The sequence below is a fragment of the Nibrella saemangeumensis genome (assembly GCF_039541915.1).
Lineage (GTDB): Bacteria > Bacteroidota > Bacteroidia > Cytophagales > Spirosomataceae > Nibrella > Nibrella saemangeumensis.
Genome location: NZ_BAABHD010000077.1, coordinates 1 through 24,240, shown reverse-complemented (window position 1 = coordinate 24,240; position 24,240 = coordinate 1). Strand labels below are relative to the sequence as shown.

The 24,240-nt window shown below is 52.2% G+C and carries 22 protein-coding genes and 1 tRNA gene; 16 read left to right on the top strand and 7 right to left on the bottom strand.

Annotated elements, in window-relative coordinates:
- Positions 1–110: 110 nt before the first annotated feature.
- The 12 genes from ABD949_RS22040 to pfkA all read left to right on the top strand — a co-directional run bounded on the left by ABD949_RS22040 (position 111) and on the right by pfkA (position 12,307).
- Positions 111–1,097, top strand: a complete 987-nt coding sequence (locus ABD949_RS22040; RefSeq protein ID WP_345247101.1) for an NAD-dependent 4,6-dehydratase LegB — start codon at positions 111–113, stop codon at positions 1,095–1,097.
- Positions 1,090–2,235 carry a LegC family aminotransferase gene (locus ABD949_RS22035; protein ID WP_345247099.1) on the top strand — a complete coding sequence of 382 codons (1,146 nt, stop codon included), beginning with the start codon at positions 1,090–1,092 and terminating at the stop codon, positions 2,233–2,235. The genes ABD949_RS22040 and ABD949_RS22035 overlap by 8 nt, the downstream gene beginning before the upstream one ends.
- The gene (locus ABD949_RS22030) at positions 2,232–2,879 is read left to right on the top strand and encodes an acetyltransferase (protein ID WP_345247097.1); all 648 of its coding nucleotides are present in this window, start codon (positions 2,232–2,234) and stop codon (positions 2,877–2,879) included. Before ABD949_RS22035 ends, ABD949_RS22030 begins: the two co-directional genes overlap by 4 nt.
- The gene (gene neuB / locus ABD949_RS22025) at positions 2,876–3,898 is read left to right on the top strand and encodes an N-acetylneuraminate synthase (RefSeq protein WP_345247095.1); all 1,023 of its coding nucleotides are present in this window, start codon (positions 2,876–2,878) and stop codon (positions 3,896–3,898) included. Before ABD949_RS22030 ends, neuB begins: the two co-directional genes overlap by 4 nt.
- Entirely contained in the window at positions 3,895–5,007 is a 1,113-nt protein-coding gene (neuC, locus tag ABD949_RS22020; RefSeq protein WP_345247093.1) for a UDP-N-acetylglucosamine 2-epimerase, read from the top strand. The genes neuB and neuC overlap by 4 nt, the downstream gene beginning before the upstream one ends.
- Positions 4,991–6,034, top strand: coding sequence for a nucleotidyltransferase family protein (locus ABD949_RS22015; RefSeq protein WP_345247091.1), 1,044 nt, complete (start codon positions 4,991–4,993; stop codon positions 6,032–6,034). The genes neuC and ABD949_RS22015 overlap by 17 nt, the downstream gene beginning before the upstream one ends.
- The gene (locus ABD949_RS22010; protein ID WP_345247090.1) at positions 6,031–6,726 is read left to right on the top strand and encodes an acylneuraminate cytidylyltransferase family protein; all 696 of its coding nucleotides are present in this window, start codon (positions 6,031–6,033) and stop codon (positions 6,724–6,726) included. The genes ABD949_RS22015 and ABD949_RS22010 overlap by 4 nt, the downstream gene beginning before the upstream one ends.
- 1 nt (position 6,727) lies before the next feature.
- Complete coding sequence (locus ABD949_RS22005) at positions 6,728–8,257, top strand: lipopolysaccharide biosynthesis protein (protein ID WP_345247088.1); 1,530 nt, start codon at positions 6,728–6,730, stop codon at positions 8,255–8,257.
- An 18-nt stretch (positions 8,258–8,275) separates the two neighbouring features.
- On the top strand, positions 8,276–9,082 hold the full coding sequence (locus ABD949_RS22000; protein ID WP_345247086.1) for an FkbM family methyltransferase: 807 nt from the start codon (positions 8,276–8,278) through the stop codon (positions 9,080–9,082).
- Positions 9,083–9,103: 21 nt separating this feature from the next.
- Entirely contained in the window at positions 9,104–10,375 is a 1,272-nt protein-coding gene (locus ABD949_RS21995) for a glycosyltransferase family 4 protein (protein ID WP_345247084.1), read from the top strand.
- 14 nt (positions 10,376–10,389) lie between these two features.
- Positions 10,390–11,136, top strand: coding sequence for a glycosyltransferase family 2 protein (locus ABD949_RS21990; RefSeq protein WP_345247082.1), 747 nt, complete (start codon positions 10,390–10,392; stop codon positions 11,134–11,136).
- Between the two features lie 196 nt (positions 11,137–11,332).
- Complete coding sequence (pfkA, locus tag ABD949_RS21985) at positions 11,333–12,307, top strand: 6-phosphofructokinase (RefSeq protein WP_345247080.1); 975 nt, start codon at positions 11,333–11,335, stop codon at positions 12,305–12,307.
- 2 nt (positions 12,308–12,309) lie between these two features.
- Here the strand turns inward: pfkA and ABD949_RS21980 are convergent, their stop codons facing one another.
- Complete coding sequence (locus ABD949_RS21980; protein ID WP_345247078.1) at positions 12,310–13,200, bottom strand: YdcF family protein; 891 nt, start codon at positions 13,198–13,200, stop codon at positions 12,310–12,312.
- A gap of 7 nt (positions 13,201–13,207) precedes the next feature.
- Between ABD949_RS21980 and ABD949_RS21975 the strand changes: the two genes are divergently transcribed.
- Entirely contained in the window at positions 13,208–14,650 is a 1,443-nt protein-coding gene (locus ABD949_RS21975) for a thioredoxin-like domain-containing protein (RefSeq protein WP_345247076.1), read from the top strand.
- 1 nt (position 14,651) lies between these two features.
- Here ABD949_RS21975 and ABD949_RS21970 read toward each other — a convergent pair whose 3' ends face one another.
- Positions 14,652–15,581, bottom strand: a complete 930-nt coding sequence (locus tag ABD949_RS21970; RefSeq protein WP_345247074.1) for a DUF58 domain-containing protein — start codon at positions 15,579–15,581, stop codon at positions 14,652–14,654.
- A 282-nt stretch (positions 15,582–15,863) separates the two neighbouring features.
- Positions 15,864–16,262, bottom strand: coding sequence for a septal ring lytic transglycosylase RlpA family protein (locus tag ABD949_RS21965; protein ID WP_425576790.1), 399 nt, complete (start codon positions 16,260–16,262; stop codon positions 15,864–15,866).
- A 317-nt stretch (positions 16,263–16,579) separates the two neighbouring features.
- On the opposite strand from ABD949_RS21965, the gene ABD949_RS21960 reads away from it, so the two are divergent.
- Together ABD949_RS21960 and ychF are read left to right on the top strand one after the other, a co-directional pair.
- Positions 16,580–16,900 (top strand): DUF3276 family protein, encoded by a 321-nt coding sequence (locus ABD949_RS21960; RefSeq protein WP_345247071.1) that lies wholly within the window; start codon positions 16,580–16,582, stop codon positions 16,898–16,900.
- Between the two features lie 152 nt (positions 16,901–17,052).
- Entirely contained in the window at positions 17,053–18,156 is a 1,104-nt protein-coding gene (ychF, locus tag ABD949_RS21955) for a redox-regulated ATPase YchF (protein ID WP_345247069.1), read from the top strand.
- Positions 18,157–18,219: 63 nt separating this feature from the next.
- Here the strand turns inward: ychF and ABD949_RS21950 are convergent, their stop codons facing one another.
- The 3 genes from ABD949_RS21950 to ABD949_RS21940 all read right to left on the bottom strand — a co-directional run bounded on the left by ABD949_RS21950 (position 18,220) and on the right by ABD949_RS21940 (position 21,112).
- Complete coding sequence (locus ABD949_RS21950; protein ID WP_345247067.1) at positions 18,220–18,714, bottom strand: cysteine peptidase family C39 domain-containing protein; 495 nt, start codon at positions 18,712–18,714, stop codon at positions 18,220–18,222.
- A 139-nt stretch (positions 18,715–18,853) separates the two neighbouring features.
- Positions 18,854–19,657 (bottom strand): (Fe-S)-binding protein, encoded by an 804-nt coding sequence (locus tag ABD949_RS21945; protein WP_345247065.1) that lies wholly within the window; start codon positions 19,655–19,657, stop codon positions 18,854–18,856.
- Positions 19,658–19,750: 93 nt separating this feature from the next.
- On the bottom strand, positions 19,751–21,112 hold the full coding sequence (locus tag ABD949_RS21940; protein ID WP_345247063.1) for a 4Fe-4S dicluster domain-containing protein: 1,362 nt from the start codon (positions 21,110–21,112) through the stop codon (positions 19,751–19,753).
- Positions 21,113–21,246: 134 nt separating this feature from the next.
- On the opposite strand from ABD949_RS21940, the gene ABD949_RS21935 reads away from it, so the two are divergent.
- Positions 21,247–21,319: transfer RNA gene (locus ABD949_RS21935), tRNA-Phe, on the top strand.
- 616 nt (positions 21,320–21,935) lie between these two features.
- On the opposite strand, the gene ABD949_RS21930 is transcribed toward ABD949_RS21935, so the two are convergent.
- On the bottom strand, positions 21,936–24,240 hold a 2,305-nt coding region (locus ABD949_RS21930), incomplete at its 5' end, for a T9SS type A sorting domain-containing protein (RefSeq protein ID WP_345247061.1).

The window sequence follows — 24,240 nt, the reverse complement described above, 5'->3', positions numbered from 1 at the left end:
CTGCGCCCATAGTTGCTGAGAATATACGTTATACGCCACTAGTCGATTAGCCACGTTGCCGCCCGGTATTTATTTGCTAATTTTGTCCGGTTGCGAACACGCCACTGTGAATGAAAAAAGTACTGGTTACGGGAGCTGACGGTTTTATTGGCAGCCACCTGGTTGAGAAATTGCTGGACGACGGGTATGCCGTAAAGGCATTTACCTATTATAACTCCTTTAATAGCTGGGGCTGGCTGGATACCCTACCCGCCGAAAAGCTGCAGGCAATCGAGATTTTTGCCGGTGATGTGCGGGACCCGAACGGCGTACGCACGGCCATGATAGATGTCGACATCGTTTTTCACCTGGCCGCGCTTATTGCTATCCCCTATAGCTACCATTCGCCCGACAGTTACGTCGATACCAACATCAAAGGTACCCTTAATATCCTGCAGGCGGCCCGTGACCTGCAAGTCGAAAAAGTGCTGATCACCTCAACCTCGGAGGTGTATGGTACCGCTTTATCCGTACCCATTGACGAAACCCATCCACGGCAAGGGCAATCGCCATACTCAGCTACCAAAATCGGAGCCGATTTTATGGCCGAATCCTTCCACCGCAGTTTCAACCTGCCGGTGGTAACGGTACGTCCGTTTAATACCTATGGTCCACGCCAGTCGGCCAGAGCGGTGATTCCAACCATTATAACCCAACTGCTCAACGGCTACCGGCAGATTAAACTCGGTGCCCTCCACCCTACCCGTGACCTGGTATTCGTCAAGGATACCGTGAGTGGTTTTGCCGAAATCGCTAAACACGATGCGCTGATCGGTCAGGAGGTTAACATTGCAACCAACGCAGAAATCAGCATTGGCGACCTGGCCCATAAAATTATTGACCTGATGGGTGTGCAGGCCGAGATTGTCTCGGATGATGTGAGGCTGCGGCCCGAAAAGAGCGAAGTGGAGCGGCTGATGGGCTCCAACCAGAAAATTACCTCGGCAACATCCTGGCGGCCCCGGTATACACTGGACGAGGGCTTACAGGAAACCATAGCGTGGTTCCGCAATTCCGAAAATCTGAAACAGTATAAGGCGCACATCTATAATGTTTGAGCAGTTTGTCCAGTTTGTCCGCGACCAGTTCGGCGAAAACGAGCGCTTTATTCCCCTGCACGAACCCCGCTTCTGCGGCAACGAGAAGCAGTATGTCAATGATGCCATAGATTCAACGTTTGTCTCCTCCGTCGGCCGGTACGTTGATCGCTTTGAGGAGATGATCCGGGAGTATACCGGAGCCTCCTACGCCATTGCCACCGTAAATGGCACCGCAGCCCTGCACATTGCGCTGGTATTGGCCGGAGTCAAACGCGACGAACTGGTCATTACCCAGCCATTGTCGTTCATCGCGACTAGTAATGCCATTTCCTATACCGGCGCGGAGCCCTGTTTTATCGATATTGACCCAGCCACCCTCAGCCTCAGCCACGAGAAACTGGCCGCGTTTCTGGAAGAGCAGACCGACGTTCGGAAGGGAAATTGCTACCATAAAGCCAGCGGTAAACGCATCAGTGCCTGCGTACCGATGCATACCTTTGGGCATCCTGCTGTCATTGATGCCATTGTCCGGCTTTGTGGCGAGTATCATATCCCGGTGGTAGAAGATGCCGCTGAGTCGCTAGGCAGCACGTATAAAGGCCAGCAAACCGGCACCTTCGGGCTACTGGGCACGTATAGCTTCAACGGCAATAAAACCATCACCTGCGGTGGCGGAGGAATGGTGGTGACCAACGATGAGGCACTAGGCAAACTGGCCAAACACCTGACCACTCAGGCTAAAGTGCCGCATAAGTGGGAATTCAACCATGACTACATCGGCTACAATTACCGGCTAACCAACCTGAACGCAGCCCTCGCCTGTGCTCAGATGGAGCAACTGGATCGATTTATCGCTAACAAACGGGAACTGGCCGGCTTATACCAGGAGTTCTTCGGCGCTACTCCATACAAGTTTATTGAAGATCCCGCCGACAGCCAATCAAATTATTGGCTGAACGCCATTCTGCTGAATGACCGTCGGGAGCGCGACGAGTTTCTGGAATATACCAACAATCGGGGTGTAATGACCCGCCCGGCCTGGACCCTGCTGACCAAACTGCCTATGTTCAGCCACTGCCTGTGGGGAGACATCTCTAATGCCGAATACATTGAGGACCGGCTGGTGAACATACCCAGCAGCGTACGACTGATATGACTCAGGAGCCATTAATACTGGTAGGCGGTGGCGGCCACTGCAAATCGGTGATTGAGGTAGTTGAATCCTCGGTCCGGTTCAGCATTGCGGGCATTGTAGATGTTAAAGAGAAAATTGGCACAGAAGTAAGTGGTTACCCGGTAATCGCCGGCGACGATGATCTGGATTCGCTGGTGCGCCACTATCAGTATTTTCTGGTGACGGTCGGGCAGGTCCGGAGCAGTGCCATCCGGAGCCGGCTTTTCAATCTGATTAAAAGCCGGGGTGGTATACTGCCGGTCGTTATAGCCCCAACGGCTTACGTTTCCAGACGGGCAACGATAGGCGAAGGCACCTTGATACACCATAACGCTTTTGTGAATGCCGGCGCGGCTATTGGCGTAAATTGTATCATCAACACCTCCGCTCTGGTTGAACACGATGCCCGTATCGGTGACCACAGCCATGTCTCAACGGCAGCCATTCTTAACGGCGACTGCAGGGTGGGCAATAACTGCTTTGTTGGCAGCAACGCCGTGGTTTCGCACGGCGTTCAGGTGGCCCCAAACTGCCTGATCGGTGCGGGAGCCGTTGTGCTGAACCATACGGAAGCCGGTACCCTGTATGCAGGCAATCCGGCGGTTCCGAAAAAGAGAGTATTATGAGTAAAACACTGATCATTGCCGAAGCGGGCGTTAATCATAACGGTGACATTAACCTCGCCAAACAACTCATCGATATAGCCGCCGGAGCCGGGGCCGATATCGTCAAGTTTCAGACGTTCAAAACCGAGAAGCTGGTCAGTTCTTCGGCGCGCAAGGCAGAATACCAGGTGAACAATATGCCGGGTGACGATGACAATTCGCAGTTCAGTATGCTGAAAAAGCTGGAGCTTTCGCCGGAGCAGCACCGGGAGTTGATGGCTCATTGCCGCGAGCGTGATATCCGGTTTCTATCCACCGCGTTTGACCTGGAGAGTCTTGACTTTCTGGCCGTGTTGGGACTGGAGATTTTCAAAATTCCGTCCGGTGAGATTACCAACCTGCCGTACCTGCGGATGATTGGCCGTTTTGGTAAGCAGGTAATTGCCTCTACAGGCATGGCTACGATGGAGGATATTGCGGCCATGCTGGAGGTTCTGGTCAGCGCCGGTACCCCGAAAGAAAACATTACCATCCTGCACTGCAATACCGATTATCCGTCGCCCTTCCGGGACGTAAACCTGCGGGCCATGCAGACCATCGGCGATACGTTTGGGGTAGCCATCGGTTATTCCGACCATACGCCCGGTGTTGAAGTACCGATTGCGGCTGTGGCACTGGGCGCTACCGTTATCGAAAAGCATTTTACCCTCGATCGCAGCCTGGAAGGTCCCGACCACCTGGCTTCGCTTGAACCCGATGAATTGCAGCACATGGTCCGGGCGATCCGGCATATCGAGGTAGCCCTGGGAGACGGCATCAAGCAGCCGACCCCCTCCGAACAAAAAAACATCACCGTTGCCCGCAAGAGCATCCACCTGGCGCAGGCCCTGCCGGCTGGTCACGTGCTCACGGAGGCTGATCTGGTTATGAAACGACCTGGCAGCGGGATCTCACCCATGCAACTGGATGCCGTGATCGGGCGTACCCTGGCTGTTCATGCAGCCGTTGAGCATTTGTTGGCGTGGGAGGATCTGCAATGAAAATCGGCGTTTTGACCAGTTCCCGGGCCGATTACAGCATTTATTACCCGCTGCTGGTGGCCCTGGCCCAGGATTCGTTCTTCGACCTGGAAGTTATCGCCTTTGGTACGCACCTGTCGCAGCGCCATGGCCACACCGTTGATCAGATTATTGCCGACGGTTTCTCAGTAAAACACCGGGTCGAAACCATTCCGGCGGGTGATACGCCAACTGACATTAGCCAGTCAATGGGCACTACCATGCAGGCTTTTTCGGCGGTATGGCCCCAGGAGACGTATGATCTGGTTTTCTGCCTCGGTGACCGCTACGAAATGTTTGCGGCCGTGGCCAGTGCGCTGCCCTTCAACATTCCGCTCGCGCACATACATGGAGGAGAAACAACGCTGGGGGCTATCGATAACGCGTTCCGGCATGCCATCACGGTCATGGCTGCGTATCATTTTACCACTACCGACGTTTACAAAAAACGGGTTGTCGAACTGACTGCGTCGCCGGAGCACGTGTATAATGTCGGAGCGCTGAGCATTGACAACCTCCGTCAGCTAAAGCTGCTCACCAAAGAGGAATTTAACCGGAAATTCGCCATTGACCTTGGCATTCCGACCACCCTGATTACGTTTCATCCGGAGACGGTCTCGTTCGAAAAGAATAAAGAACATATAGCCGAGCTAATTGACGCCTTGGAGCAATTAACAGGTTATCAACTGGTTATTACCATGCCCAATGCCGACACGATGGGCAATTATGTGCGTGAACAACTCGTTCGGTTTATAGACCGACACGCGCAGGCCATCGGTATCGAGTCATTCGGCACCATCGGTTATCTTACGTGCATGAAATATTGCTACTTTATGCTGGGAAACACGTCGAGCGGCTTTGTTGAAGCCAGCTTTTTCCCAAAGTACGTCGTTAACCTGGGGACCCGACAGGCAGGACGAATCATAACGCCCAACATTATCAACTGCGACATAAACTCAGCAAAGATCCTGGAAGCGGTACATTCCATTGAGAAATCACCTGCCCTGGCACCTATCTCGGTTTACGGCAACGGCAACACCGCGCAGCAAATTGTTTCTATTCTAAAACAGGTTCGTGGAAGACTACACTAAACACATCATCCCGCAGGATGCACCTGTCACCACCGCTCTGGGACAACTGAGCAGCCTCGGTCAGTACCTCACGCTATTCGTTACTGACCAGTCGGGCCGGCTACAGGGTACGCTCACCGACGGCGACATTCGCCGGGGCCTACTGAACGGCAAACCACTTACCGACCCGGTAAGCCGGTTTATGAACACCAGCTATCGCTTTCTGCGGCAGAACGAGTACGATACAGAAACCATCCGGCGCTTCCGGACGCAGTTGCTGCAACTTATTCCGGAGATTGACGCGGAAGGGAGAATCCTTCGCATCATCAATCTGGCGAAGACCAAAGCCTTGCTACCGGTTGATGCCGTCATTATGGCCGGCGGCCGGGGCGAACGGCTGTTGCCCCTTACCCGCAACACACCCAAACCACTGCTGAGAGTAGGCGACAAGCCCATTATTGAACATAACGTAGACCGGCTCATCCGCTTCGGCATTAACCATATTCATATCACGACCAGATACCTCGGTGAGCAACTGGAAGCGTATTTTGGCGACGGCTCGGCCAAAGGGGTAACCATCGATTACACCAGGGAAGCAGAGCCACTGGGGACGATAGGTTCGCTCCGGCTGACGAACGACTACCATTACGATGCCGTTCTGCTGATGAATTCCGACCTCCTCACCAACATTGATTTTGAGGACTTTTACGAAGAGTTCCGGCGGCAGAACGCTGACATGTCGGTGGCCACGGTGCCTTATCCGGTCAGTATTCCTTACGCAGTGCTGGAAACGGCGGATGGGGGCATTTTGTCACTAAAAGAAAAGCCGACGTACACGTATTACATCAACGCAGGTATATATCTGATGAAGCGGAGTGTGGTAGACCTGATTCCGGAAGGCGTATATAACGCGACCGACCTGCTCGAAAAGCTCATAGACGAGGGGTACAAGGTAACCTACTTTCCGCTGCTGGGCTATTGGCTCGACATCGGCCGGCCCGAGGATTATCAGAAAGCGTGTATGGATATAAACCACATTACCTTATGAACTGGCTGTTTCTCATCACGGCGAGAGGTGGATCAAAAGGTATTCCCGGCAAAAACATAAAGCCTTTTGCGGGTAAGCCCTTATTATATTACACGATTGATACGGCCCGGCAACTGGCACCCGACGAGGCTATTTGCCTGTCGACGGACGCCGATGAGATCATCCGTGCAGCCGAACAGTACAGATTACGGGTGCCATTCAGGAGACCAGACGCTCTGGCTACCGATCAGGCTGGCAACTACGAGGTAATTCGCCATGCCGTGGATTTTTATAAGCAACAGGGTAAACGTCCGGACGCCGTGGTGCTGCTTCAGCCCACATCGCCTTTTCGTACTGCCCAGCATGTGCGGGAAGCCATTAACTTGTATTCCGACCAGCTTGACATGGTGGTATCGGTAACCGAGTCGAAGGGGAACCCCTATTTCACCCTCTTTGAAGAGAATGCAGAAGGCTACCTGGAGCACTCAAAAAAGGGGAACTTTGACCGCCGGCAAGACTGCCCTACGGTTTATGAATATAACGGAGCTGTGTACGTGATCAATACGGCATCGCTGGAACAAATGGCTCTCAGCCGGTTTACCAAAATAAGGAAATATGTCATGAGCGCCGAAGATTCCGTTGATTTGGATACGCCACTCGATTGGGAGTTTGCCGAATTTCTGGCCGGCCGGCGTTCCCTGACAACCGACTAAAATGGGTATTATTAAAAAACAGGCAATTCAGGGTACTATCTTTTCCTACGCCGGTGTCGTGCTGGGTTTTATTACTACGGGTGTTCTGATGCCTCATATGCTCAGCAAAGACCAGATAGGTCTGCTGGGGTTGCATATCTCCGGTGCCATCATGCTGGCTCAGTTTGCCAGCCTCGGTGTCAGCAACGCCGGTGTTCGGTACTTTACTTACTTCCGGGATTATGAGCGGCAGCATAACGGCTTTCTGCTGATTACCATAACTTTTTCCCTGATTGGCTTTTTCCTGAGTACTGGCGTACTACTGGCGCTACGCCCGCTGATTGTAGAGTGGTATGGCAAAAACTCGCAGTTATTTGTCTATTATTATTATCTGCTGATACCGGTTACGTTTTTTACCCTGTTTTTCGGCCTTTTTGATAACTACGCAAAGTTGCTTTATGATTCCGTAACGGGAACCTTCCTGCAGCAATTTGTGCAGCGGCTGCTGATTATGGGCGCGGTGGTGGTGTATGGATTGGGCCTGGTCTCCTTTCCGGCATTTCTGGGTTTATGGCTGCTGTCGCTGGCCCTGCCGCTATTCCTGTTTATTGCCAAAATAGCCAGAGATAAAGCACTGGCGCTGAACAGACAGTACATCCGCGTCGACCAGACTATGCGCCGGCAACTGAGCCGCTATGCCTCCCTGACACTGCTGACCGGCTTGTCGTCGCAGGTTATTCTGCACATCGACAAATACATGGTCAGCCATTATCTGGGCCTGACGGCGGCTGGTATCTACACCATCTGCTCGTATTTCGGTACGGTTATCCAGATGCCGGCAATGGCGCTGTATAAGGTTTCGGGAGTGATCATTGCCGACTCCTGGAAAACCAATGATCTGGCTAACATCCAGAACATCTATCGCAAGAGCTGTTTGATCCAGCTGGTTGCCGGGTGCCTGGTATTTGTGGGCGTAGCGGCCAACCTGCCCAGCATCTTCAAAATTCTGCCGGCCGGTTACGAAGCCGGGTATTACGTAATCCTGTGGATAGGGCTGGGCAAGCTGTTTGATATGGCTACGGGCGTAAACGGCATGATTCTGGCTACATCCCGCTACTACGCCTACGATTCGGCTTTTTTTATTTTTCTGGTAGTCGTCACGTTCCTGACCACCCAATACATGCTGCCCAGGTACGGACAGGAGGGTGCCGCTATTGCAGCCGCCTTTGCTACAGCGCTGTTCAACAGCATGCGTACGTGGTTTGTCTGGTATAAATTTGGGCTGCAACCCTTTTCGTGGCGCAACGCGCTTGTCCTGGTCATTGCTGCCGGCATCTGGGCGCTGGCGGCTGCAGTGCCCAACACAGCGGATACCTGGCTGACGATAGGCATCGATGTGCTTGTGCGCTCACTGGCCATATCGGTCGTTTTTATAGGAATCATGTTTACCTTCCGGATTGTGCCTGACCTGAATCAACTGATCCTGACTCTGGTGAACCGGTTCTGGCCGGCAATTACTCCAGTGGATAAGAAGCAGCAGGAATCGCGGTAAACTCACTACTTTTGCCCAATGTTTTTAGCCCGGTTTTTATTTAAGGATGCTTATCGGTCGGTGACTAACCCGAACGGTCGTGAGTTTCTACGGCTGCTGCTGCGCTACGCCGACCGGAAGCGCTACGTTCCCACCGAGGTCGCTTTCGATACCTACCAGTTCAACGTACCGGATGCCCTTTCCTTCGTCTGGCAGTACAAGGAGATCTTTGTGGATGAGTTCTACCGATTCAACACCCAGCAACCGGCACCGGTCATTTTCGACTGCGGGGCCAATATCGGCATGAGCGTCGCTTATTTCCGGAAACAGTACCCAAATGCCCGCGTCGTCGCCTTTGAAGCCGACCCTAAGATTAGCGCGATTCTCCAACAGAACCTTAGCCGGAACCAGATTGCTAATTTAGAAGTCGTTAACAAAGCTGTTTGGGTCAACAACGACGGTATTCTGTTTGGCAGCGAAGCCGCCGACTCCTCGTCCATCTATTCGCAAAGCCCCAAAAGCTTTATTCCCTCCGTGCGTTTGCATGACTATCTGGTGAGGGAGTCGCGCATTGATATGCTGAAAATAGACATTGAGGGTGCTGAAACCGATGTACTCGACGACTGCCGCCATGCACTGAGCCACGTACAGAACCTGTTTGTTGAGTTTCATTCCTACATTGGGCAACCACAATCGCTGGGCAGGGTCGTGCAGATCATCGAGGAGAATGGATTTCGGTACTACGTCAATACCTATCAGGATCGCAAGCGGCCGTTTATCAACCACCAGTATGCCAATAATCCAGTAATGGATTTGCAGTTAAATATTTTCGCCTGGCGTCCATAAAACCGGCCATTGGGCCCCCGCATGAAAGTCGTTCAACTCAGCACGTATCATACCGCCGGCGGAGCCGCCGTGGCCGCTACCCGGCTCCACCGGGCGTTGCAGCGCTACGGCATCGACAGCAGCATGCTCATTGGTACCTCGAAGCGCCAGGAAACTCCGCACCCGGAGGATGGCGTCATGTTACTGGCCAATAATTTTCTGGCTGAACAGATGGCCTTTGGGCGTTTTGTGCTGGAACGATTGTTTTTTCTGCCGTACGAACGGGATAAATCCGTCCGGTTTCAGTTTTCACCCGCCGTCACCGGCACCGACCTGACCTTTCATCCGGTTATTCAGCAGGCCGATATTATTCATCTGCACTGGGTCCATTTTGGTTTCTTGTCACTCAACGGTCTCGGCAGACTGTTCCGGCTGGGTAAACCCATCGTCTGGACCATGCACGATATGTGGGCGTTTACCGGCGGTTGCCACTACAGCCGGGGCTGCGATCATTTTCATACGCACTGCCGGCAATGCCCGTATCTGCGCTGGCCGGGGGAGCGGGATCTCTCCTACAGAATCTTTGAAGATAAGCTACGGCTGTACCAGAACGCTCCGCTTACACTGATCTCGCCCAGTCGCTGGCTCCGCGATCTGGCCGGTACCAGTCCGCTCGGCCGGGCCTTCCGGACGCTGGCCATTCCCAATCCGATTGATACCGATCTGTTTTACCCAACCGACCGCAACGAAGTACGTCAGCGACTGGGCCTACCAACCGACCGGCCGCTGATTCTGTTCGGCAGTTTCAACACGGCTGACCCGCGCAAGGGATTTCAGTCGTTTACTGAAGCCCTCCGGTTGCTAAAGGTACGGCTGAACGATAACCATCCGGAAATCATGATATTCGGCAAAGGACAAGCCGGTGATTTTGCTCACCTGCCCTTCCCGGTTCGCCATTTGGGTATACTGACCACCGAAGAACAAACCGCAGCCGCATACAACGCGGCCGATGTAATGGTTGTGCCTTCGCTGGAGGATAATCTGCCCAACACGGTTGTGGAGTCGCTGGCCTGCGGAACACCCGTTATTGGTTTCCGGACGGGCGGCATCCCTGAGATGATCGAACACCGGCAAAACGGTTACCTGGCCGCGGTAGGCTCTGCGGAAGAATTAGCCGACGGGATGCACTGGCTGCTCACGTCCGCCGACTCCGCTCAGTTGCGGGAGCAGGCCCGGCAAACGGCAGAAAAACGGTTTTCGGAAGCGGTTGTTGCCCAGCAATTCACCGAGTTGTATACTTCATTAGGCCAATAAATTAATTCCGTCCGATGCCGTTGCTGTCCATCATTACCGTTACCTACAATGCAGGACGCTTTCTGGAGCGCACCATTCAGAGCATCGGCAAGCCTACCGGTGAGGTTGAATACATTATAGTGGATGGCGGCTCTAAGGACAATACTCTTAACCTGGTCCGGCAATACGAAGATCATGTCACCAAATGGGTATCAGAACCCGATCGAGGGTTGTACGATGCTATGAACAAAGGCCTGAAACTGGCGCAGGGGGATTATGTATGGTTTATGAACGCTGGCGACGAAATTCACGACGCTACGGTGTTACCTCGTTTGAAAGAGCGCCTGACCAGTAATGCTGATGTATATTACAGCGACGCCCTATTCGTACGTGACGATGGCTCTCCCGTTGGCCTGCGCAGCGAAATAACGCCCCACACGCTACCAAAGCAGCTTGCGTGGCAGGATATGGCGCTGGGCATGAAAGTATGCCATCAGGCCTTTATTGTCCGGCGAACCATTGCACCCACGTACCTGGTTGATAACCTGAGTGCCGATCTGGATTGGGAGATTAACAGCCTCAAAGCCGCCCACACCGCTGAGTACCTGGATTTTGTCCTGTGCAAATACCTCATTGGTGGCTTGTCGGTTCAGCAGCACCGGCGGTCTCTGACCGACCGGTTTAAGGTTCTGGTTCATCATTTCGGCTGGGTGGCTACGGTTAAGAACCATTGGCAGATAAGCCTGAGGGCGCTCCGGTTCAAACTGTCCGCCAATAACTAAGGCATAGTCATCAGGCATTTACTTATAGCTATAAAAGTTAGGACTTTTTGGCAAAAAGGCCGTTTAGCTTTGAAAATATTGCGTTAACCCAGGGGTACAATTAAAATAATTTGCCCGATTCTTATAAATGCCGGTAAATTTGCAGGCTGATTTCCGAACCCACTGACATACTACTACAAAAATAATTGACCTACCTATGAAACGAGTCGCTGTGTTTACCTCTGGTGGCGACGCCCCGGGGATGAACGCCTGCATCCGGGCCGTAGTCCGGGGGGCTGTTTACCACGGAGTTGAGGTGTTTGGCATCCGCCGGGGGTATAACGGCATGATAAACGGCGATATATTTCAGATGACCTCCCATTCCGTCAGCAACATTGTGCAGCGGGGGGGTACCATTCTGAAATCAGCCCGCAGCCGGGAGTTTATGACGCCCGAAGGCCGCAAAAAAGCGTATGAGCAGCTTCAGAAATTTGGGATAGAAGGCCTGATAGCCATCGGCGGGAACGGTACCTTTACCGGAGCCACCATTTTCTTCGATGAGTTTGGCATCCCAACCGTGGGCGCACCGGGCACTATTGACAACGACCTCTACGGCACCGACCATACCATCGGTTTCGATACGGCGGTGAATACCGCTCTGGAAGCAATTGACAAAATCCGGGACACCGCCGACTCACACGACCGCATCTTTTTTATCGAAGTGATGGGCCGCGACTCCGGCTACATCGCCATCCAGTCGGGTATTGCCGGTGGCGCAGAACTCGTCATGGTACCGGAGGTGCTGACCCCCATTTCCGAAGTGGTTGAAACCCTGAAGCAGGGCTGGGACCGGCAGAAATCGTCCTCCATCATCGTCGTAGCCGAAGGGGACGAAGAAGGTAACGCCACCGAAGTAGCCGAGAAAATCAGCCGCCAGGTTGGTACCGAGGTCGATATGCGGGTAACTACACTGGGGCATATTCAGCGGGGTGGTATCCCAACCGCCTACGACCGGATTCTAGCCAGCCGCCTGGGCCTTGGCGCATTGGAGGGACTCCTCAACGGCCAGAAAAATGTCATGGCCGGTGTGGTGAATAACGAGTTGGTTTATACTCCCTTCCGCGACACCATCCGCCTGCCCAAGCCTATCAACGAAGACCTGCTCCGGATGGTGAAGATATTGAGCGTGTAACGTTAGCAGTATCCTGCCAGTTTATAGGTAATCATGCCGACAAATTCCCGGATCAGGCCGTGGGCGCTATTAAAAGCCTCCTCGCTGGGAAAAAGCCAACTGAACGGCGACCAGGTACGGGTATGCCCCCTGAAGTTACCCGGATATGGCACCACCTGGATACCCTGTTTCCGAAAACAGGCTTCGGCCCGGCGCATGTGATTGGCCGACGTTACCAGAATACACCGGTCGGTTTGGAGTTGCTCACGCAGGATAGGTGCCGAGAACAAAGCATTTTCGTAGGTATTACGGGCCTTGGTTTCATACAGAATGTCCTCGGGCCGCACACCGGCCAGGCGGAGAAACTCCCCTGCCGACTGGCCTTCGTCGACCACGATGTCGGGCCGGATCATAACCACGCCCAGGCCCCCACTAATCAGAATCTTGCGGACCAGCCCCTGTTTGTACAGGTACAGCGCCTGTCCGGCCCGGTCGGCTTCACCGGCCAGCAACGGATGTTGCGGTACAATCCGCTTCCCGCCGTTGACGATACCACCGGTCAGCACCACCGCGACCTGGTTATGCGCCCGTGTATCGGTGGGGAGCACAGCCGGCTCCGGCTCCCACCATAAGGCCAGTTCGTTCGTCAGAAAACCATTGCCCAGCACCCAGAACAGAACCAGGGCCACGCCCACCCCCCACCGGCGACGCGTGTGATTCCGGGTAAAGAGCGCAAGCAGAAGCGTACCCAGCAGCCACCCCGCCGGAGTGAGCAGATAGGAGACAGTTTTTGACAGGAAATAGAACATGAATGTATGCGAAGAAGCTGAGTTGCTTCGTTTTACCAGGGTGGCGCTTCGCACCAAATCGATATAAACCGTAAATTTGTAGCTAACGGCCGATATTGTCTGCATTTATTTCATGAAAAAATATCTTTTCGCCTTTTTGCTGCTTACCGGATGGGCAACTACCGGATGGGCACAAACCACCGAAGGCTTTCGCATTGAAGGCCGGATCAGGGGCATCCAGGATAAACCCTGCGTACTGGCTCACTTTTACGGCGCTACCCAATACATCCCGAAAGATACAGCCCGCGCCGACGCCGAAGGGCGCATGGTTTTTGAAGGCAAAAAGTCCCTGCCTGGAGGCCTGTACCTGGTGGTGCTGCCTTCCGGTAAATACGTTGAAATGATTATCGGTGACCAGAACTTTTCGTTTGAAACAGATACCACGAATCTCATCGGAGCCATGCGGGTGAAAGGCTCCCGCGAGAATGAGCTGTTTTTCACCTATCAGCAATACCTAAGCCAGATCTTTGATGAGGTTCAGACGCTGAACGAACAAAAGAAGGCATGGGCCGATAATACTGTCATCGCCAAATTTGACGCCCAGATTGATGCGCGGCAAAAAGAGATGCAGGCTTTCCGGGACTCTTTTCTGCTGGCAAATAAAGAAACCTTTACCGCTCGTTTATTGAAAGCCACCGCCGAACCGAAGGTACCCACTGCCCCTAAAGCTAAAAACGGCCGCCCGGATTCCGTCTGGGTATTTAATTATTACAAATCCCACTTCTGGGATGATTTCTACTTCTCCGACGAGCGGTTTGTCCGGACTCCCATCCTTCAGAAAAAGCTTGACCGCTACATGAAGGAGCTGACCGTCCAATCTACCGACTCACTGATTAAAGCCGCCGATTTTGTTGTTACCAAGGCAAAGGCTAATAAAGATATTTTAGCATACACGATCTGGTATATCACCAACCAGTATGAGCAACCCAAAGTAATGGGCACCGACGGTTTGTTTGTCTACATGGCGGAGAAATACTACCTGGGCGGAGTGATGCCAATTGCCGATCCATCGACGCTGGATAAAGTCCGGGAGCGGGTTAGTACCATGAAGCCGCTGCTGGTCGGGAAAGTCCTGCCGACGCCGGCGGTCAGTGACGCCCTCCGCCGGCCAATTAACCTGATGAACATTAAGGCCGACTATACTGTCGTGTTCTTTTACTCGCCTACCTGCGGGCATTGCAAAGAGGCAACACCAAAGCTGAAGAAGTTTGCTGACGCTAACAAAGCCAAAGGAGTAGAGGTATTCGCCATTGCCATTGACGAGAGCCCCGAAGCCTGGAAGAAATTCGTTCGGGAGTACAAAATCGGCAGTTGGATAAACGGCTTCGACTACAACACCCGCGTCGATTACCGGCGGCAGTTCGACGTTTTCTCCACCCCGACCGTTTACATCCTCGACAAAGAAAAAAAGATCATCGCCCGCCGGCTCCCCGTTGAGCAGGTTGAAGATTTTTTAAGCTTCTATAAGAAACAGCAGGCCGAGAAGATGGCAGCGGCTAAAGCGAGTCGGCAGTAGTTTACCGCATCTTCGTCCGCTTTACCAGGTACGAGGTCAGAATCTGGTCAAAGCCACGGGCAATATCGGCTTCAATAAAATCGATCTTATACTGCCCGCAGCGCATTTTCAATTCGTGGAAATACTGCCTGACAGCTTCCTGGTAAGAGGTTCGGATCTGTCCCGGCTGGAGTTTTACCCGCTCGCCCGTCTCCAGGTCAATAAACTCGTACGGCCGTTCCTCAAAGGCAAAATCCTCTTCAGTTTGCTTGTCGGTGACGTGAAACAACAGGACCTCGTGGAGGTTGTGCCGCAGGTGTTGCAGGGACGAAAACAAGGCATCGAACCGGCTGCTATCCGGCGCTCCGGCATTCTCAAACATATCGCTGAAGATGATGACCAGCGACCGCTTGTTGATCTTTTCGGCTATCTCGTGAATGACATCGGCCGCCGATGTCTTACGGAGGGGCTTCGGTTGCTGAAGCAGATTGTCCAGGGTACTAAACAGCTTATGCACATGCGACGGCGTTGACCGGACCTGGGTCTGCACGTCCACGGCATCCGAAAATGTAAACAGCCCGACGGCATCTTTCTGGCGCTGGAGCATATAAGCCAGACTGGCTGCGGCCATGACGCTGAAGGTGATTTTGCCGTAGTTCTGCTCCGGATAATACATGGACGAGGAGGTATCGATCAGGATGACGCAGCGCAGGTTCGTTTCTTCTTCGTACCGCTTCACAAACAGCTTTTCGGTTTTGCCATACACTTTCCAGTCGATGTGGCGGGTGCTTTCGCCGGTATTGTAGAGCCGGTGTTCGGCAAACTCCACCGAAAAACCGTGAAAAGGAGATTTATGAAGACCGGTAATAAAGCCCTCGACAAGCTGACGGGCCAGAAACTCTACATTACCAAACTCGCGCACCTGCGCCAGATTAAGCTGCTGTTTTTTCATGGGTTAAGGGGGAGCGGGATGCCTGGTTTAGATAGTAGATAGTAGACGTTGGACATTAGACTAAAGAAATATAAAGAATGTTTATCCTCAATCCTTATCTAATTCCCTAATGCTATCCTATGTCTAACGCCTAACGTCCGGCATCTAATGTCTTTCTGAAAACAAAAAACCTGATTGGCCGTACGCCCTGCCAGGAATTGCACTTAAAACATTCGGCAGAAATCGTACGACAAATCAGGATGGTCCGGCATTCCGGTGGTCCGTGCCTAAGGCCGGATAAAATTACTGTTGGTTAACCGGTCCTGCCAGCGAGAGCAGGTGAGCGGTGTTTCCATACGTGATAACGTTTGGTGCTGCGGTCAGAAAATCGCGGGCACCAACAACGCGAAGTTTCACATTGGCAATTCCTCTGCTTACGATGCCAAGTGATTTTGCGGCCGCCCTGGAGAGGTCAATAATACGGCCTTTGATAAATGGCCCCCGGTCATTGATTCGTACAATTACGGACCGGTTGTTGTGGAGATTGGTGACTTCCACTAAGGTGTTGAACGGAAGCGTTTTGTGAGCGGCAGAGAATACATTCGGGTTTACACGCTCACCGCTTGTCGTTTTGCGGCCATTAAATTTTCGAGAGTAGAACGAAGCCTTACCCTTCTGTATGAGACCCTTTGGGGTCTCCATTGGTTTCATGCCGCCAGTCAGCAGCATTAGACACATGATTACACTCATACAGCGTTTGGTTAAGTGAAACAATGAGGACGTATACCGTTTCTGACAACGCTACACCATCCCAACGCGAAAAAGTGCAATTCCTATTTTACAAACATACACAAAAGGCCCTAGAAAGCAAAGTGTAATACATATGAATGCGCCGGAAGGGCACGGATTAAGCCAAATGATGCTTCCTTCGTATCAAAAATTAATTTCCGTTGATTCTTTTGGAAGTGATACTAAACCGCTTATTTTAGCGTTTGCGAAACCTATAAACCTCACTGATTGTGGAAGAAAAAGAGAAGGAAAAAATTTACTCGAAACGAGTCAGGGCGGGCAAGCGCACCTACTTTTTTGATGTAAAATCAACGCGGGCGAACGACTACTATCTAACCATTACCGAGAGCCGTCGGCATCCGCAGGGGGATGGCTTTGTCTATGAAAAACATAAGATGTTTCTGTACAAAGAAGATTTCGCAAAATTTATTGATGCCCTGCAGGACTCTGTTGATTACATTAAAACTGAACTGATGCCCGACTTTGACTTCTCCCAGTACACGGCCCGCGAAGAGATTGACGAGTTCGGCAGCGACCTGAAGTGGGACTAACTCCGTCATACTAACTGTATTCCTTCAGCCTCGGCCCCGGTCGGAGGCTTTTTTGTTGTACTTTTGCAGAAGAAAATGACTGAATTGTTGAATGATTGAGTGATTGAATAAAAACTCATTCAACAATTCAATTACTCAATCATTCAATATTCATGGGTTTACAATGTGGTATTGTGGGCTTGCCAAATGTGGGCAAGTCTACCTTGTTTAATGCAATTTCGAGCGGGAAGGCCGAAGCGGCCAACTATCCGTTCTGTACAATAGACCCCAACGTGGGCGTAGTGACCGTGCCCGATGAGCGGCTCGATACCCTGGAAACGCTGGTGAAACCACAGAAGGTAGTCCCAACCATCGTTGAGTTTGTCGACATTGCCGGTCTGGTGAAAGGGGCCAGTCAGGGCCAGGGTTTAGGCAACAAGTTTCTGGCGAATATCCGGGAAGTAGACGCTATCGTCCATGTCATCCGGTGTTTCCAGGACGAGAATGTGGTTCACGTCGAAGGCCGGGTCGACCCGATTTTTGACAAGGAGATTATTGATACCGAGCTTCAGCTGAAAGACCTGGAGTCTGTCGATAAGAAGTTGCAGCGTATTGAGAAAGCCGCCCGCGTCAGCGGAGACTCCCGGGCGAAAGCAGAACTGGAAACGCTGCTGAAGTACAAAAAGGCGCTGGAGTCGGGTAAGAGCGCCCGCACGGTCGACGTCTCGGAGGAAGAGAAACAGGCCGCTATCGGCGACATTCACCTGCTGACGGTAAAGCCGGTTATTTATGTCGCCAACGTAGATGAGGCCTCCCTGCCCAATGGCAACGAATATTCGGAGCGCCTGAAAGCCGCCGTTAAAGACGAAGGAGCGGAGGTAGTTATCATCAGCGCGGCCATTGAGTCGCAGATTTCCGAAATGGAAGACCCCGACGAGCGGCAACTTTTTCTGGAGGAGTATGGCCTGACCGAGTCGGGTCTGAGCAAGCTGATAAAAGCCTGCTACAGCCTGCTGGGTCTGATTACCTATTTCACCGCCGGGGTAAAAGAAGTACGCGCCTGGACGATCCGGAGAGGCTGGAAAGCACCCCAGGCAGCGGGTGTCATTCATACCGATTTTGAAAAGAAATTTATCCGGGCGCAGGTTATTAAGCTGCCCGACTACGTCCAATACAAGACGGAAGCCGGTGTGCGCGAAGCCGGCAAGCTATCCGTTGAAGGAAAGGAATACGTAGTACAGGACGGCGACATCATGGAGTTTCTCCACGGAGCATAAAACAGAAAGGCGGGCCAAACGGTCCGCCTTTTTTATATCGAGCCATCCAAACTTGCCGGCCTATCAGGCCACAACATGCTTAAAATAGCGCTTCAACCAAGTGTCTCCGGCTTTTACTTTCCAGTTGATCAGTTCTGCTTTTTGGGCGATCAGGTTATTGAAAACTGTCGTTTCCGGCGTTAAAATGCCTTCGGCAACGGCGGTTTTTATCTGCGGTAGCGTCAGCGTCTGCACGGAGCCGTCGGCTGCGACATAAGCCACGGAGCGGTCAAAAAAATCGACCGATAGCTGCTTGCCAATCGCCTGCAGAAAATGCACCGATGCATCAATGGAGCAACCGCTGGGCAGCGCGTGATTCTCATCGACGGCCACCAGCACAAACCGGTTCTCCACCACCCGCGCCGACGACAGCAGCGGATGCCCGTGGGCCGCCCAGCCGTTCAGCGCCGATTGCAACGCCTGTTCTACGCTCGTCACCTCGTCCGGCGCCAGCGGCCGGCTCGCCTGATACACCCACAGCCGGGCATTGTCTGTGATTTGGTTGAAGTTAATCCACATTTTTAGTCAGCAGTTTGCAGTTCTCAGCAGACAGGTTTCAGTGTGCGGTAAGCAGACTAAAGAGTAGCATGGTGGCTTAATATTCTGCCTACTGCTATCTCTACCCACTGAGAACGGCCCATTGAAAGCTGTCTACTTTTCACAACCCCTCCCCCCTGGCGATAAGTTCCGCCAGGTCGTAGACTTTGACGCTGTCTTCTTTCTCTTTGTTTTTAACGCCGTCGGTCATCATGGTCATGCAAAAAGGACAGGCCACCGCAATCGTATCGGCTCCGGTTCCGAGGGCTTCCTCGGTGCGTTCAACATTTACGTCTTTTTTACCCGGCTCGGGTTCTTTAAAGTACTGAGCGCCCCCGGCTCCGCAGCAAAGCCCCTGTGACCGGGACCGCTTCATCTCCACCAGATCGGCATCCAGCGCCTGCAACACCTCGCGCGGGGCTTCGTAAATCTTGTTGGCCCGACCCAGGTAACAGGAGTCGTGGAAGGTGATGCGCCGGCCTTTGAACGACTCACCGTCTTTGACCCGCACCCGGCCTTCGTTGATGAGTTGCTGCAAAAACTGCGAATGGTGAATAACCTCGTAATTACCGCCCAGCTTCGGGTACTCGTTTTTAATCGTGTTGAAACAGTGCGGACAGGCCGTCACAATCTTTTTGATGTTATAGCCGTCCAGCACCTGGATGTTGGCCATGGCCTGCATCTGGAACAAAAACTCATTACCCGCCCGGCGTGCCGGATCACCCGTACAGCCCTCTTCGGTACCCAATACGGCAAACTTAATACCAACGTGGTTGAGGATGCGGACAAAGGCGACGGTCACCCGCTTGTACCGGTCATCGAACGAGCCGGCACAGCCGACCCAGAACAAGACCTCCGGTTCCTCACCATTTGCCATCATCTCCGCCATCAGCGGCACTTTATATGTTTTTTCGGTTGTGTCCATTTGTATTTAATTTATTTTGTGATCCCGAGGAACGAGGGAGCTTACTGGTTGCTAACGCTAGAGATCCCTCGTTCCTCGGGATCACAAAAACTGTCATTTATTTACCTGCTCTGCCCAGTTGAACCGGTCACTCGGTGAGAATTTCCAGGGGGCCATGTTGTTCTCAACGTTGCTGAACATGGCGTTCCAGGAAGCCGGGGCCTGGGCTTCTTCCATGATCCGGTACCGGCGCAGTTGCATGATAATATCCAGCGGGTCAATGTTGACGGGGCACTCCTGCACACAGGCCTGGCAGGTGGTACAAGCGTTGATCTCCTCGACGGTGATGTAATCGCCCAGCAGCGATTTATCGTCTTTGTGGTCGTAGCCATGCTGTTTCCAGCCGCGCTGGATGTCTTCCATGCGGTCGCGGGTATCCATCATGATCTTACGGGGCGATAGCGCTTTGCCGGTAATGTTGGCCGGACAGGCTGCCGTACAGCGGCCACACTCGGTGCAACTGTAGGCGTTCATCAGGTTGATCCACCGCAAATCGGTCACATCTTTTGCCCCGAAGCGGCCTGGCTCTGCCTGGGGCTGTTCGCCGTTATCGTCTACGCTGGCGGCATCGGTGGGCGTGATACCCAGTGCCAGTTGCACCTCTTTGGTAATGTCCGGCATGTTCTTGATCTCACCCTTAGGTTTAAGGTCAGAGTAGTAGACATTGGGAAAGCCAATGATGATGTGCAGGTGCTTGGAGTACGTCACATAGACAGCAAAGAACAGAATACCCAGGATGTGGAACCACCAGGAAAATCGCTCATAGGCAACCAGCGCGGTATTGCTGAACCCAGCAAATAAGGGTTTCAGACCCTGGCTGATGAGAAAATCACCGACGGGCACTTCACCATAATGACCAACGCCCCGCTCGCGCAGCACGCTGTCGGAGGCATTCCAGGTCAGGAAAGCCAGCATCAGCAGGATCTCGAACATCAGAATAAGGGTAGCATCCAGCCGGGGCCAGCGCCAGCTCATCTCCCGGTGCCGCTCCGGCTGAAACCGCCCTACCCGCATTACATAGCGACGGGCCAGAAACGCGACGCAGACGGCGATCACACCCATCGCCAATACCTCAAACACGCCGATCAGGAACGGATAAATCCCGGTAATATACGGAGCAAAAACGCGGTGTGTGCCCAAAATACCGTCGATGATAATCTCCAGTATCTCGATATTGATAATAATAAAACCAGCGTAGATGATGAAGTGCATAAAGCCGACCAGCGGTTTGGCAAACATCTTCCGCTGCCCAAAGGCCACCCGCAGCATAATGCGCATACGTTCGCCGGGGTTGTCGGTACGATCCTCCGGCCGGCCGAGTTGAATTGCCCGCTTAATGAGGTTGTAGCGCTGCCAGATGAAATAGCCGGTAACGCCGAGGGCCACGATAAATAGGATTTGTTCGATGAAAACCATATGTTTTGTTTAGACTGGCATTCAGCTATTTACCCGCTGTACCAAAATTTTGTTAAAATTTATTTGAAAAAGGGTTTGCGCGGAGGTCGTTAACCGCTTACCTTTGCACCCACATTTAACGGTTAACCGTTAGCGGTGATGTAGCTCAGTTGGTAGAGCAAAGGACTGAAAATCCTTGTGTCGGCGGTTCGATTCCGTCCATCACCACCCTCCGACCCCGCACCCCTGCGGGGTTTTTTGTTTTATCTCCTTCTCTTTTCATAACGATTTCCACGGCGTTTAGTATGCATGCATACCATTTTTTGACGAGCAAATATAATTGTTCTCAGGTAATGTACCTATGAGCTTCAGCCCGTTTTTTAGTTTGAGGAGAATGAAATTACCCCTACCTGAAGCAAGATTGTCACATACCCTGCTACTGGCCACAAACTGTTTGTCCACTTCTCGCTGCTCGTCCGCGACTGTGTCGCGAGATGGGCGAGGTCCGCGATTGTATCGCGCGTAATCCTGTCCAGTACCTCCCCGATGTTATGGTTAGCCGATAGTCATACTCCGTCTGTCCGACTCCTCCTTCACCAGAAGGCTCCCTCAGGTGCTGGGATAACGGTGCCTCGAAGTTCTAGGTAGCGGCCAGCATCATCTCAACCACACCGTCTACATGCCGGTCTGCCGCTACCAAGCCAACTGTGTCAATACCCAAACGTAGGGCTATGGAGGATCGAATTTATATACTTTAACGTCCGCAGGCTATAAAAAAGCAACGCTCCCCCGGAGGAGAGCGTTGCCGTATCGTGCAGGTCTGATAGACCTTAGGCGCTTCTTATCAGTTGCCTGACTTCATGATTCGCATGGTAGCGCGGCCTTTGTCACCTTCGGCCGACAGGATGTACAGACCAGCGCCATTCTCGCGAATATCAATGGTTGCGTTACCCTCACCGTTGCTCAGGTTTACCGGCCACTCACCGCGTACGCGGTTGGTCAGATCGTACAGCTTCAGTTTCACCGTCTTCAGGTCAGAGGCAGCGCCTTTCACCGTTACGTTCAGCACATCGCTTGTTGGGTTCGGGTAAGCCTGAACCTCCAGCTTCATCGGCGTTTCAGCAGAGACAGCTTCAACAGCAGCTTCGCGGGCGTTGGTAGTTGAAACATTGCCACCGCGAATAACTAGGTTACCACCCCCTAACGTTTTCTCAACTGTTTTAACGCCGTTCCACTCACTAGCGAACCATAAGCCGCCATCTTTATCCCATGCTGTAATGGCGATTCCATCAGCCGTACCAGGCTCTCCTCTATCAGTCATATTGACTTGGAGACTCAGATTTCCTGATAGAGAAATGACATTCAACGGATCAGTAATATCCTGAATATTGGCTTTACCATTGAACACTGCCGTTGCTACAGTAGCGCTAACATTTTGCACAGCTAAAGAAGTCATTACATTACCCTTTATCTGATATACACGCAACACACCATCCTCTACACGACGAATAATCGTGTTAATGTTACCCTGTAAACTCTTACCGCTCTTGTTGTACTTGATATTGAAGCCAAAGTTATTCTTAGTACCGGCAGTAGCAGCTTTTGTACCTGCAGAATTGGTTACAACAACATAGCCTCCACCAGTAACAAAGTCATTCAGAGGTTTTGAGATAGTAACAACTGTTTGGTCATTGCCGATATAATATCCGTTAACCAACACCTGAACAGTAAATTGTTTAGATTCTGCAGTCCCAATATCTATTGACCAGTTTACAGTAGCCGTACCAGTTTTGGTATCACCGGGATTAACATATCCAATTGTTGCCGGAATCGTTTGGCCTGTCTCAAGAATTCTGAATGTAACAGTTGCATTCTTAATATCCCCTAAATATGGATCATAAGCAGGATCGGAAGGCACCGCTGTTATATCCTGAATCGTGGCGCTAAGCGTTACAATAGCTGCACTTGAGTTAGAGCCGGAAGTCGACGCAAACAAGGCACCCGTGTAGGTAGCAATCGCATTCTCTTTGGTAACCGTCAGAGAATTTGTACTTGACGTTATAGCATCGTACGGACACGCACCAGCATAAGTAGCCACTACAGGGTAAGTACCAGGAGCCTGAGTAATGGCTAGCGTTGTACTGGCGACGCCTGAACCATTAGTTACTGCAGTTACGGATTGTGTTCCGGCAGTAAAGCTTACAGTTTGGCTGCTAATACCAGATCCATTAGCCTGCAACGTTGCCGTTAGGGTAACTACATCCGAGTATTGAACAGACGGTGTGCTAATCAGAGACAACGTAGTTGGCTGTTTGACAATAGTTACATTCTGCGTAGCAGTCTGGCTGTTACCTGATGCATCCGTTACCGTCCAGGTCACCACTGTAGTACCTAGGCTGAAACTGCTCGGTGCATTGTTGGTCACTGCCGTTACACTACAGTTATCAGACGTTACGGGTGTGCCCAATTGAGCACCAACAAGTGTCCAAGTACATCCAACAGCATTAGCATTAATAGTTACCGCAGCCGGTGCACTTATAGATGGTGCAGTCAAATCCACAACTGTCACCTGAGCGATCGCTGTCGTAGAGTTCCCACTAGCATCAGTTACTGTCACCGTCACTGTAGTCGGAGCGCTTACGTTTGAGCAGTCGAAGCTGGTCTTGCTTAACTGTACTGTTGGAATACCACAGTTATCGGCCTTGGTAGCTATCACATTAGACTCAGCTAAAGTTGCAACACCAGAAGCATTTAGCGTCAACGTAGCCGGTTTGGTTGTCACAGTTGGCGCAGTCAGATCCACAACTGTCACTTGAGCGGTTGCTGTGGTTGAGTTGCCGCTGGCATCAGTCACTGTTACCGTTACTGCAGTAGGAGCGCTTACGTTTGAGCAGTCGAAGCTGGTCTTGCTCAACGTCACTACCGGATTCGGGTCACAGTTGTCTGCTTTGCTAGCTACCACATCTGTTACTGTCAAGGTTGCTGTTGTACCATTCAGAGTCAACGTTACTGGTTTTGTCGTTACCGTTGGAGCCGTGTTGTCGATCACCGTCACGTTCACACTAGAGACGGTCTGGTTACCGCTGGCATCCGTGGCCGTTACACTCACCGGAGCAGTGCCCAGATCAGCACAGCTGAAGGCCGTCTTG

Coding starts and splice junctions, on each gene's coding strand:
- ABD949_RS21975 (WP_345247076.1), top strand. CDS start 13,208: ATGAAAAAATATCTTTTCGCCTTTTTGCTGCTTACCGGATGGGCAACT.
- ABD949_RS22035 (WP_345247099.1), top strand. CDS start 1,090: ATGTTTGAGCAGTTTGTCCAGTTTGTCCGCGACCAGTTCGGCGAAAAC.
- ABD949_RS21995 (WP_345247084.1), top strand. CDS start 9,104: ATGAAAGTCGTTCAACTCAGCACGTATCATACCGCCGGCGGAGCCGCC.
- ABD949_RS22005 (WP_345247088.1), top strand. CDS start 6,728: ATGGGTATTATTAAAAAACAGGCAATTCAGGGTACTATCTTTTCCTAC.
- ABD949_RS21940 (WP_345247063.1), bottom strand. CDS start 21,112: ATGGTTTTCATCGAACAAATCCTATTTATCGTGGCCCTCGGCGTTACC.
- neuC (WP_345247093.1), top strand. CDS start 3,895: ATGAAAATCGGCGTTTTGACCAGTTCCCGGGCCGATTACAGCATTTAT.
- ABD949_RS21950 (WP_345247067.1), bottom strand. CDS start 18,714: ATGTGGATTAACTTCAACCAAATCACAGACAATGCCCGGCTGTGGGTG.
- ychF (WP_345247069.1), top strand. CDS start 17,053: ATGGGTTTACAATGTGGTATTGTGGGCTTGCCAAATGTGGGCAAGTCT.
- ABD949_RS21965 (WP_425576790.1), bottom strand. CDS start 16,262: ATGGAGACCCCAAAGGGTCTCATACAGAAGGGTAAGGCTTCGTTCTAC.
- ABD949_RS21945 (WP_345247065.1), bottom strand. CDS start 19,657: ATGGACACAACCGAAAAAACATATAAAGTGCCGCTGATGGCGGAGATG.
- ABD949_RS22000 (WP_345247086.1), top strand. CDS start 8,276: ATGTTTTTAGCCCGGTTTTTATTTAAGGATGCTTATCGGTCGGTGACT.
- ABD949_RS22010 (WP_345247090.1), top strand. CDS start 6,031: ATGAACTGGCTGTTTCTCATCACGGCGAGAGGTGGATCAAAAGGTATT.
- ABD949_RS21990 (WP_345247082.1), top strand. CDS start 10,390: ATGCCGTTGCTGTCCATCATTACCGTTACCTACAATGCAGGACGCTTT.
- pfkA (WP_345247080.1), top strand. CDS start 11,333: ATGAAACGAGTCGCTGTGTTTACCTCTGGTGGCGACGCCCCGGGGATG.
- ABD949_RS22040 (WP_345247101.1), top strand. CDS start 111: ATGAAAAAAGTACTGGTTACGGGAGCTGACGGTTTTATTGGCAGCCAC.
- ABD949_RS21980 (WP_345247078.1), bottom strand. CDS start 13,200: ATGCAGACAATATCGGCCGTTAGCTACAAATTTACGGTTTATATCGAT.
- neuB (WP_345247095.1), top strand. CDS start 2,876: ATGAGTAAAACACTGATCATTGCCGAAGCGGGCGTTAATCATAACGGT.
- ABD949_RS22030 (WP_345247097.1), top strand. CDS start 2,232: ATGACTCAGGAGCCATTAATACTGGTAGGCGGTGGCGGCCACTGCAAA.
- ABD949_RS21970 (WP_345247074.1), bottom strand. CDS start 15,581: ATGAAAAAACAGCAGCTTAATCTGGCGCAGGTGCGCGAGTTTGGTAAT.